Source organism: Bacteroidia bacterium (genome assembly GCA_019695265.1).
GTDB lineage: Bacteria > Bacteroidota > Bacteroidia > JAIBAJ01 > JAIBAJ01 > JAIBAJ01.
This window is the reverse complement of the sequence record JAIBAJ010000042.1, coordinates 17,513-27,663: the sequence shown is the minus strand read 5'-3', so window position 1 is coordinate 27,663 and position 10,151 is coordinate 17,513. Positions and strand designations below refer to the sequence as shown.

The following is a 10,151-nucleotide window of genomic DNA, read 5'->3' as shown; positions in this document are numbered from 1 at the left end:
AGAAGCTCGTTTAGCTAAAGAAAAAGCCAAAGCAGATTCTATTCAAACGGCTCAGAAGCTAGCCTTGGAGAAAGCCAAAGCAGAGGAAGCCAGGAAGAAAGCAGAAGAAGCTCGTCTAGCCAAAGAAGAAGCCAAAGCAGATTCTATTCAAACGGCTCAGAAGCTAGCCTTGGAGAAAGCCAAAGCAGAGGAAGCCAGGAAGAAAGCAGAAGAAGCTCGTCTAGCCAAAGAAAAGGCCAAAACTGATTCAATTCAAACGGCTCAAAAATTAGCCTTGGAGAAAGCCAAAGCAGAGGAAGCGAAGAAGAAAGCGGAAGAAGTTCGTTTAGCTAAAGAAAAGGCCAAAGCTGATTCAATTCAAACGGCTCAAAAACTAGCCTTGGAGAAAGCCAAAGCAGAGGAGGCGAAGAAGAAAACAGAAGAAGCTCGTTTAGCTAAAGAAAAAGCCAAAGCTGATTCCATCCAAACGGCTCAAAAACTTGCCTTGGAGAAAGCCAAAGCAGAGGAAGCCAGGAAGAAAGCAGAAGAAGCTCGCCTAGCCAAGGAAAAAGCCAAAACTGATTCCATCCAAACGGTTCAAAAACTAGCCTTGGAAAAAGCCAAAGCAGAGGAAGCGAAGAAGAAAGCAGAAGCGGCCAAAAAGAAAGCAGAGGAGGAAAGAATGGCAAAAGTTAAATCTAGGGCTGATTCTATTCAAAAGGTAGAACAGATTGCAATTGCCAAAGCAAAGGCGGAAGAGGAAAAGTTGAGATTAGAGGTAGAACGTATATCAAGGGAAAGGTTTGTTGCAGATTCATTAAAGAAAAGTTCGGAGTTGGCTCGTCTGGCCAAAGAAAAAGCCAAAGCTGATTCGATTCAAATGGCTCAAAAACTAGCCTTGGAGAAAGCCAAAGCAGAGGAAGCTAGGAAGAAAGCAGAAGAAGCTCGACTGGCCAAGGAAAAAGCCAAAGCAGATTCCATCCAAATGGCTCAAAAACTAGCCTTGGAAAAAGCCAAAGCAGAGGAAGCGAAGAAGAAAGCGGAAGAAGCTCGACTGGCCAAAGAAAAAGCCAAAGCAGATTCGATTCAAACGGCTCAAAAGCTAGCTTTGGAGAAAGCCAAAGCAGAGGAAGCGAAGAAGAAAGCAGAAGAAGCTCGTCTGGCCAAAGAAAAAGCCAAAGCTGATTCCATCCAAACGGCTCAAAAACTTGCCTTGGAAAAAGCCAAAGCAGAGGAAGCGAAGAAGAAAGCAGAAGCGGCCAAAAAGAAAGCAGAGGAGGAAAGAATGGCAAAAGTTAAATCTAGGGCTGATTCTATTCAAAAGGTAGAACAGATTGCAATTGCCAAAGCAAAGGCAGAAGAGGAAAAGTTGAGATTAGAGGTAGAACGTATATCAAGGGAAAGGTTTGTTGCAGATTCATTAAAGAAAAGTTCGGAGTCAGCTCGTCTGGCCAAGGAAAAAGCCAAAGCTGATTCGATTCAAATGGCTCAAAAACTAGCCTTGGAAAAAGCCAAAGCAGAGGAAGCAAAGAAGAAAGCGGAAGAAGTTCGTCTAGCCAAAGAAAAAGCCAAAGCTGATTCCATCCAAACTGCTCAAAAACTAGCCTTGGAGAAAACCAAAGCGGAAGAGGCAAAGAAGAAAGCGGAAGCTGAACGCTTAGCTTTGGAGAAATCCAATTCTTTGGAGGGTAAAAAGAAGGAGATAGAGGCTGCCAAAATAAGAGAGAAAGCTAAAACGGATTCCCTGGAGAAAGCAAATCAGTTAGCATTGGAGCGTACAAAGAAAGAAACAGATCGCTTAAGTAAAGAAGCGGAACAAATTCAAAAAGAAAGAGCTTTAAATGATTCGGCTCGTAGAGCTAAGCAACTGGCATTTGAGAAGAATTTCAGAGAAGAAGCGAAAAGGAAGGGATTAAGTGATTCCTTGATAAAAACTCAGGAAATTGCTAAAGCCCAGGCAGATAAGGATTCTTTGATTTTGGCAAAAAAGAAACAAGAAGAAGAAAAGGCAAAGAGGGAAGAGGCAATACGCAAGGCTGAAGCAGATCGGTTGGCAAGTGAAAAGGTTAAAGCAGATTCCATCACCAGGGCTCAACAAATGGCTGCTCGCGAAAAATTATTGAAACAGGAAGAGGCTAAGAAAAGGGCAGAGGAAGAACGAATGGCTAAAATAAAGGCTAAAGCTGATTCTATTCAAAAAGTGGAACAACTGGCCATTGCCAAAGCAAAAGCAGAGGAGGAAAAGCTTAGGTTGGAAGTGGAAAGAATTTCTAGAGAACGATTCGTAGCAGACTCTTCTAAAAAAGCAAGATTGTTAGCCATAGAAAAGGAACAAGCCTTAGAGGCTAAACGAAAAGAGGAAATGGAACGTTTGTCTAAGGCAAAGGAAGATTCTATGGAAAATGCACGTCAATTGGCATTGACCCAACTTAAAAAGGAACAGGAGAAGGCCAAATCTGCCTCCAATACATCCAAACCATCACCTGAAAAGCCAACGGAATCCAATGCAGGGACAAAATTTAATGATAGTTTGTTGGCTGCGGCAAAGGAAAATGCCCGCCAGAAGGATGCCGAACTTAAAAGTAAAATTGAAGCGGATCGACTTGCAATAGCGGCTAATGCGAAAAAAGCAGGAGTAACAATAGAAACGAAAGCTAAAGCGCCTGAACCTGATAAAAAGCAATTGGCAGAAGAGTTTGCCCAAGCAGAGAAATCAGCTTTGGAAAAGGAGAAGAAATTGAGTCAACTTGAAAAGGCTCAATTGGAACAGCAAAACAAAACAGTTGTAGTAGATGCAAAAGATATTCCGGCAGACAAGTTAAAGGAATTGCAGGAATTATCTAAACGAAATGCACAAGCCATTTCTAATCAGCAATTAATTCAACAGATAAAAGCCAATGCCAAACCCGGACAAACTATTGTGGTAACCGAGGAAGAGCTTGGAAAAATGAGAGTGGAAAAGGAAAAGGAGATTTTGGCTAGTTTGATAGCCATTGCAAGGGAAGAGGAATTAAGTAAACGCGCTCAATCTGGCGATAAACAAGCAGCACAGGAATTGGCTGATTTGAAATCAGGTAAGCAAACCATAGATCCTGAAAAAGCAAAATCAGAAGAACGGCTGAAAGAGGATGTTCAAAAACGCATTAAAGACGAATCTGAAGCATTAGCTAAGGCTAAAGAGGCTAAGTTATTGGCAGAGATTGAGAAAAGGAAAACTGATAAAATAAACGAGCAAAGTTTGGCTACTTCGAAGGAGTCGGAACAAAAGCAATTGGAGTTGCAAAAAGCCAACTTGTTAAAGGAACAAGAAAAAGCTGAAGCTGAAAGGAAAAAGTTTATTGCTGAACAAAATGTAGCTCAACAAAAGGCAAAAACTGATTCCATTCAGAAGGTACAGCAATTGGCTTTTGAAAAAACAAAGCAGGAGGAAGCCAGAAGAAAAGCTGAAATGGAAAAGCATGCCCGAGAGCAAGCTCAAATGGATTCCATTGCGAAAGCAGAAGATGCTGCCAAGAAATTGGTTTTAGCCGAAGAAGCTAAAATGAAAGCAGAGCTGAAACGTCAAGAGAAGGCTAAAAAGGATTCCCTACAATTGGCCCAGCAAAAAGCCTTGGACAAAGCTAAATCGGAAAGGGCAGTTGTTGGTACTTCTGCTACCACCAAAGATGTTGCACAATTAACCAAGGATAGCTTAGCACGTTGGAATTATACTCAATTAGCTGATTACATTCGTAAAAAGGCTAATGGTAAACCTATCGTTATTGATAGTTTGTCCCTGGCCAGAACTCGCAAAGAGTTGGAATCGGCCATTCAAATTCATTTTCAAAATCAAAATAAAGAATGGGCTCAGGTTTCTCCTGTGAATATCAGACCTACCCCTATCCAGGCTGAAGCCAATAAAAAGATGGAAGCTGCAAAGGCTGCAAGAGAAAAGGCATTGGCAGAAGAAAAGGCGAAGCAAGATGAAGAAACTCGTCTAAAGGAAGAAGCTCAGGCCAATCTTAAAAAACTTACCGAACTTGCCAAAGAATCGCAAGCCGTTGCCAATGAGGTAAAACGGACCATCAACGAATCCAAAGAGGAAAAGAAGAAAAGGGAGTTGTTGATTCGTATAGCGGCAGAAGCCAAAGCACGTGAAATTATTGCTAGTAAAATCGAAGGACAAACCGGCGTAAAAAGGGAAGAAGCCAATAAGAATTTTAATGCTGTTGCTGGAATCCTAGCGAATATAGATACAACCAACTCCAATCCAAGTCTGGTAAGGCAAACCATGTCTAAAATTGGTAAATTGAGCGAGAAAGCTAATTCAGATTTTGCCTATATTGATTCAATTTCCGCCATTCCACGTAACAAGGAGGTAATGACGCATATCACCAAAACGGAGCGTTATGAAATTACCAAGCAACTCTCAGATTCTACCAATTTGTTTGAAGCAGAAGATGTAATGTATCGGGTAGAAATGACTTTGTTTGGTTCTAAATTGCCGGATGAAGTATTGCCTTACTTGGATAAAATTACTGTTGAATCGGATCAACATGGTAATTTAAGTCTAACCACCGGTTGGTTCCTGAACTATTCTGATGCATGGAGACTAACTCGAGAATTAACTTGGAAAGGATTAGCTCAGCCGACTATTCTTGCCTTCTACAAAGGAAATTCAATATCAGTTGAAGAGGCTAAAAAAATTGTTTTAAAAAGTCGGAAATAAATAGTAAATTTGATTGACACTTTTCGAAATATGAAATCCAATTTCCAACATTCACTTCGCCTTGCTAAACCCCAATGGGAAGAAGAATCTGAGTTGCTCCTGGAGGAAGAAAAGCAAGAATCCAATGAGATTATGCTTTACAACGATGACTATAATACCTTTGAACATGTAATTTATTGCCTGGTTCGGTATTGTAAACATCATCCTTTTCAGGCAGAACAATGTGCCTATATTGTTCACCACAATGGAAAATGTTCCGTTAAAACAGGGAGCTTCAAAGAATTAAAACCTATTTGTGAGGCATTACTGGAAAAAGGACTTTCTGCCAGAATAGAATAATCCTTACTTACAATCGCAAGGTTTGCCCGTTTGTTGTATGGAAACCAAGGTAACGTAGTGCGGACAAATTTTAAAGGTCATTTCTGTTCCTTTGTGAATCAATAGGTATGTTTTACATGGAATAGCATGTTTGTCACTTCTGTCATAATCAATTTCGGCTTCCTTTACCTTGAGCATTACAAATTCAGGATATAGTCCCAAACACCGAAGTTGACAATCCGATTGTGCAGTAGTTAAAAAGGGTTTTTCTGCCAAGCGTGATTTAATCATCTCAGATGGTGTCCAATAGTCAATTTTTTTGTCCCGTAGTACAAACATTACCACAACCAGTAACCCAATTCCAAATCCAATCAGGTAGTATGTTAATCGCTTCTTGAAAGTCATTTTCTTTGCAAAAGTATTCACACAATGCTAGTATCCAACTCCGAAATCGCTGATATCTTTAAATTAATGGGAAATCTCCTGGAATTGCATGGAGAAAATGAGTTTAAAGCTCGCAGCTACCATACTGCCTCCTTCCGTTTAGATAAATTTCCAACCCCACTTTATACCATGTTGGCAGCTGAACGGCAGACTATTGATGGAATTGGTAAAGGGATTTTTGTCAAACTGGAGGAGATACTTTCAACCGGAACCATGGCCGAATTGGAAAAGTTGATCCAAAACACTCCTTTAGGTGTTATTCAAATGATGAAAATCAAAGGTATTGGTCCAAAGAAAGTTCGGCTTATTTGGAAAGAGTTGGAAGTGGAAAGTATTGGAGAATTGCTCTATGCCTGCAACGAAAATCGCTTGGTTAGTTTATCCGGTTTTGGAGAGAAAACCCAACAGCAAATTATAAAGAGCATTGAATTTCTACAAAGTAATCAAGGGAAGCAGCATTACTACGAAGCGGAGGAATTGGCTTTGGCCATTCAGAAAGCGATTCAAGAAAAAGGATTTCGGTGTGAGTGGGTTGGAGAGTTGGCTCGTGCCTGCGAAATAATCAATCGCATGGAATTCCTGTTGGAAGTATCTTCGGGATCCAACTCAACCTTGATTTCAATTTTACAGGATTTTGGTTATGAACAGGTTGAATCAAACGAAGCTGAATGGTTATTTAGGGGCGATAATCGTACATTGCCTTTAGTTGTTTATCCGGCCGATTCTTCAAACTTTCCTTCACGCTTGTTTGAATTACAGAGTGGTCCTGAATTTCTGGAAGCTGTTTCATTTGATCCAACTTCCTTTTCCTCGGAATCGGAGTTTTTCGCTTCTCGCAATCTTCCATTTATTATTCCTGAAATGCGTGAAAACCGGGATACGCTTTCCTGGGCAAAAGATATCTCACAGCCGGATGACCTTATTCAATACATTGACCTGAAGGGATGTATTCATAACCATAGCACCTGGAGCGACGGTGCCAATTCTATTGCCGAAATGGCCAAGGCTTGTCAGGAACAGGGTTTAAGTTATTTTGTCATAAGCGACCATAGCAAAACTGCGGTTTATGCCAATGGATTAAGTGTAGACAGGGTTCAACAACAGCAGCAGGAAATTGATAAACTGAATTCCGGTTTTACTAATTTCAGGGTGTATAAATCAATCGAAAGTGATATTTTGGGTGATGGGTCTCTTGATTATGATGACCTTACTCTAAAATCCTTTGATTTGGTCATAGCTTCGGTTCATTCTAACCTTAAAATGGACGAGGAAAAAGCCACCCGAAGATTATTAAATGCCATTGAAAATCCATATACCCGAATTTTAGGACATCCAACCGGACGACTTTTACTATCTCGTCCGGGTTACCCTATCGATCACCGCAAAATCATTGATGCTTGTGCTGCCAATAAGGTGGTAATTGAACTGAATTCTCATCCCTATCGCCTTGATTTGGATTGGCGTTGGATTCATTATGCCCAGGAAAAAGGTGTGATGATTTCCATAAACCCGGACGCTCATGAAATTGCTGGAATAAAGGATATGCGATACGGTGTTTTGGTCGCTCGTAAAGCTGGATTATTAAAACAGAATACATTAAATGCACTTCCTTTGGATTTGTTCGAAAATTGGGTAAGAAATGGTAAGTAAGCAATATATTACTGTATTTTCGTGCCAATGAAGGGTGTGGTAATTAAGTCGACCGGAAGTCAGTATTGGGTGAGAAATGAAAAGGGTGAGAAATTGGTTGCCAGAGCAAGGGGAAACCTTAGGCTGCAAGGCCGTAAAACCACCAATCCTATTTCCGTAGGCGATCGTGTGGTTTTGATAAAAGGCCATGATGAAGTTTGGTTGATTAATACCATTGAGGAGAGAGACAATTACCTCATTCGTCGTTCAGTAAATTTAAGTCGACAAGAACATATAATAGCTTCCAATATCGACCGGGTTTTTGTTGTAATCACTATTTCAAGTCCCCGAACATCCATGGGATTTATTGATCGGGTGCTTTGCACTGCTGAAGCTTATAAGATTGAACCTGTGCTGGTTTTCAATAAAATGGATTTATACGATACCGATGATACCGAATACCTCAACGCCATCGCATTCCTCTATCAGAATATTGGTTACAAAATCCTAAAAGTATCGGCTGTTACCGGCAGTGGATTGAATGATTTGAAGCAGGAAATGAAAGATAGAACCTGCCTGTTTGCAGGACATTCCGGTGTTGGTAAATCCAGTTTGCTTAATGCTATCGACCCAACTCTCAAGTTAAGGGTTGGTGAAATTTCTGAAGCACACCGCAAGGGAACCCATACTACCACCTTTGCAGAAATGCATGAGCTCAGTTTCGGTGGTTTTATTGTTGATACTCCCGGAATTAAAGAGTTTGGCGTTATTGACCTTGAAAAACATGAAGTTTCTCATTATTTCCCCGAAATGTTTGCTTTACTTCCAAATTGCCGGTTTAATAATTGCTTACACCAAAATGAACCGGGTTGTGCCGTTCGCAAGGCTGTAGACGAACACCGCATAGCCTCTAGTCGTTATACCTCTTATCTTGGGATTTTGAATAGCGAAGATTTGCTGGAAGACTGGGAAAAGGATTAAATCCGGTAATTTTACTTCGCCAAGCAATTAATATTCTCTTATTTCATTGCAACCATTGAATAATCAAGCTCATTTCCTTTCATCGCTTCTTAAGCACTTTGGTATGCAGCCAACCCATGGCCAGTTGTCGTTTATGAAACAGTTGGCCGATTTTCTGCTAAGTGGACATGATCGGGAATTGTTTATTTTGAAGGGATATGCAGGAACCGGAAAAACCAGCCTGGTAAAAAGTATAATTAAAACATTGCCGGCCATTAAAATGAAAAGTGTGTTGCTTGCACCCACCGGAAGAGCCGCTAAGGTTTTAGGAAATTATTCAGGCAAAAAAGCCCAAACAATTCATTCTAAAATATATAAAGTCTCTACCAACCAGTTTGGAGGAATGTTTTTTGCTTTAGCAGCCAATCCTCACACCGACACTTTATTTATTGTGGATGAAGCCAGTATGATACAAGGGGAGGATGCTGAATTTGGAAAAAGCAGTTCCGATTCTGTTGATGTGTTAAGCAATCTGCTCGAATATGTTTTTTCCGGTGAAAATTGCCGTTTGCTTTTTATTGGCGATGTGGCTCAGTTGCCTCCGGTTGGACTTAGTGTTAGTCCGGCTCTTAATCCGGATTACCTTAAGGCCAGTTACTACCTCAATCACATTCAGGTGATGGAACTTACTGAGGTAGCTCGTCAAAGCAGTGATAGCATGATCTTGGCCGATGCTACTAAAATTCGTCGCCAAATTACCGAGGAATTGCCCGATAACCGGTTGGATCTCCAAATGGCTGCCGATGTAATGAATTTGAATGGGGAAAACTTTCTGGAGAAATTGAATGAAAGCTATGCCCGGCAAGGACATGACGAAACTGTAATTATTACACGCAGTAATAAGCGCGCAAACCAATACAACCAAGGCATACGGGCTAGGGTGTTGTACCGCGACGATGAAATTGGGGGGGGCGATATTTTAATGGTAGTCCGCAACAACTACTTTTGGTTACCTGCTGATAGCGAAGCAGGATTCATTGCCAACGGGGATTTCGTTGAGGTTCAGAAAATCCGGAATTTTCGTGAAATGCACGGACATCGTTTTGCCACTGCTACATTACGCCTGATGGATTACCCCGGACATGAACCGGTAGAATGCACGATTATGCTGGATGTGCTTACTCTTGAATCTCCAAACCTTGGCTGGGAAGCAAGTAAAAAACTTTACGAATCGGTTTCACTGGATTACCAGGAAATGGAGGATCGGCGTAAACGGGCACAAGCCATTCGAAATGATCCTTATCTCAATGCCTTGCAAGTGAAATTCGGTTATGCCATTACTTGCCATAAAGCCCAGGGCGGACAATGGGATCATGTCTATCTCGACCACGGCTGGATTGGGGAGGAGTATTTCTCCATCGAATTTTACCGTTGGCTTTACACCGGATTTACACGCGCCAAACGCCAACTTTACCTGGTGAATTTCGACAAGCGTTTATGCAATTCTAATGCGTAATCCGGGTTGAATGCTGCAGATGACGTATAAATCAATTTTTAAAATTCTTAGTATGCGGGCCCCCTCCGCCGCCAACAGTACTGCATAAACCCAAAAAGCTAGCAAAGGCGTTCGGGTCACGCTTTCGGCTGTAGTCCTCGTCCCCCTAGGCTATCGCCGTAGGTGTCCTGTGGGCTACTTGCCTCTATCGTTGCCCGATGCGCAACCTCAGTCTGTAAGTGCACTCCCAACCTATCATGGTGTCTATCAGGTAACTGCATGGAAGCAGCTTTTTCAAACTCCGGTGTAACTCCAGGTAGATTTTCAAGCACATGTTCCATGGAAAAATAGGAAAATGCAGAAGAATTTCGGAGTTCATGGCTACTCCCAGAAAATCCTTGCCTCGAGCCTCGGTTAAGATAACCTGAATCATACCTAATACCTGATCGAATAGTTTCCAATGGTCTTTGTTTCCCGGCCATTTCCTGTAGCCAGGCCGGTAATTTCGAGTCAATTTTAGTAATATTTTGGAGAACCTGGGTCCTGTTTTGGATTGATTTTCAGGGCTTAGAATGTTGTTAAAATTACCTTTGACTTCTATTGCCAATCAAAATTCAA

7 protein-coding genes are annotated in these 10,151 nt (G+C 41.4%); 5 read left to right on the top strand and 2 right to left on the bottom strand.

The genetic code is table 11. From position 1 onward, the window contains the following. Together K1X82_07940 and K1X82_07935 are read left to right on the top strand one after the other, a co-directional pair. Positions 1-4,687, top strand: a 4,687-nt coding sequence (locus K1X82_07940) for a hypothetical protein (GenBank protein MBX7182026.1), incomplete at its 5' end; no start/stop codon positions are given. Between the two features lie 30 nt (positions 4,688-4,717). Continuing rightward, positions 4,718-5,026 carry an ATP-dependent Clp protease adaptor ClpS gene (locus K1X82_07935; GenBank protein MBX7182025.1) on the top strand — a complete coding sequence of 103 codons (309 nt, stop codon included), beginning with the start codon at positions 4,718-4,720 and terminating at the stop codon, positions 5,024-5,026. Positions 5,027-5,029: 3 nt separating this feature from the next. Here the strand turns inward: K1X82_07935 and K1X82_07930 are convergent, their stop codons facing one another. Continuing rightward, a complete protein-coding gene (locus tag K1X82_07930) occupies positions 5,030-5,410 on the bottom strand; it encodes a hypothetical protein (protein MBX7182024.1) in 381 nt (126 codons plus the stop codon). A gap of 24 nt (positions 5,411-5,434) precedes the next feature. On the opposite strand from K1X82_07930, the gene K1X82_07925 reads away from it, so the two are divergent. The 3 genes from K1X82_07925 (at position 5,435) to K1X82_07915 (ending at position 9,554) form a co-directional block, all read left to right on the top strand. Next, positions 5,435-7,099: a PHP domain-containing protein gene (locus K1X82_07925; protein MBX7182023.1), complete on the top strand. Its 1,665-nt coding sequence runs from the start codon at positions 5,435-5,437 to the stop codon at positions 7,097-7,099. Between the two features lie 27 nt (positions 7,100-7,126). After that, positions 7,127-8,059, top strand: coding sequence for a ribosome small subunit-dependent GTPase A (gene rsgA / locus K1X82_07920; GenBank protein MBX7182022.1), 933 nt, complete (start codon positions 7,127-7,129; stop codon positions 8,057-8,059). Between the two features lie 103 nt (positions 8,060-8,162). Continuing rightward, on the top strand, positions 8,163-9,554 hold the full coding sequence (locus K1X82_07915; protein MBX7182021.1) for an AAA family ATPase: 1,392 nt from the start codon (positions 8,163-8,165) through the stop codon (positions 9,552-9,554). 184 nt (positions 9,555-9,738) lie between these two features. Here the strand turns inward: K1X82_07915 and K1X82_07910 are convergent, their stop codons facing one another. After that, positions 9,739-10,140, bottom strand: a complete 402-nt coding sequence (locus tag K1X82_07910) for a hypothetical protein (GenBank protein ID MBX7182020.1) — start codon at positions 10,138-10,140, stop codon at positions 9,739-9,741. Positions 10,141-10,151 lie beyond the last annotated feature (11 nt).

What these genes read in the sequence shown, in the direction of transcription:
- K1X82_07935 (MBX7182025.1), top strand. Translation starts at nt 4,718, where the DNA reads ATGAAATCCAATTTCCAACATTCACTTCGCCTTGCTAAACCCCAATGG.
- K1X82_07930 (MBX7182024.1), bottom strand. Translation starts at nt 5,410, where the DNA reads ATGACTTTCAAGAAGCGATTAACATACTACCTGATTGGATTTGGAATT.
- K1X82_07925 (MBX7182023.1), top strand. Translation starts at nt 5,435, where the DNA reads ATGCTAGTATCCAACTCCGAAATCGCTGATATCTTTAAATTAATGGGA.
- rsgA (MBX7182022.1), top strand. Translation starts at nt 7,127, where the DNA reads ATGAAGGGTGTGGTAATTAAGTCGACCGGAAGTCAGTATTGGGTGAGA.
- K1X82_07915 (MBX7182021.1), top strand. Translation starts at nt 8,163, where the DNA reads ATGCAGCCAACCCATGGCCAGTTGTCGTTTATGAAACAGTTGGCCGAT.